Annotated in this window: 1 protein-coding gene; it reads left to right on the top strand. The window is 33.8% G+C overall.

Annotation, left to right across the window (positions count from 1 at the left end; translation table 11 throughout):
* Window positions 1–510: MDR/zinc-dependent alcohol dehydrogenase-like family protein (locus RB298_RS30985; protein WP_486050168.1), on the top strand; the 510-nt coding region annotated here is incomplete at its 5' end.
* Between the last annotated feature and the right edge of the window lie 28 nt (window positions 511–538).

The raw sequence follows: 538 nt of genomic DNA, 5'->3' as shown, positions 1-538 counted from the left end.
GATAACGTTCCATATAGATTAAAACGAGCTAAACAAATGAATAACGTAGAGTGCTTTAATTTTGATAAATACGACGATATGGGAAGCTATATCAAAGAAGTAACCGGTGGTGGAGCAGATGTTGTAATTGATTGTGTAGGAATGGATGGAAAGAAATCACCAGTAGAAGCGATTGAACAAAAACTCAAGCTGCAAGGAGGAACGTTAAGTGCTATTCAAATTGCCTTAAAAGCAGTAAGGAAATTTGGGACAATTCAGCTAACAGGTGTATATGGATCGATATATAATATGTTTCCTCTTGGGAACATTTTTGAAAGAAACATCACTTTAAAGATGGGACAGGCTCCAGTAATTCATTATATGCCAGAATTATTTAAAAAAATTACAGATAGGGAATTTGACCCTACAGAAATAATTTCTCATAGAATCCCTCTTGATCAAGCAAGTGACGCCTATGAAATGTTTAACAATCATCAGGACGAATGTACAAAAGTTATCTTAAAACCATAATAAAGCACATATCTCCTTAAATATGTAT

This window comes from Priestia sp. BR_2, assembly GCF_041954005.1.
GTDB lineage: Bacteria > Bacillota > Bacilli > Paenibacillales > Paenibacillaceae > Paenibacillus_AQ > Paenibacillus_AQ lautus_A.
This window is presented reverse-complemented; position numbering and strand designations above follow the sequence as displayed.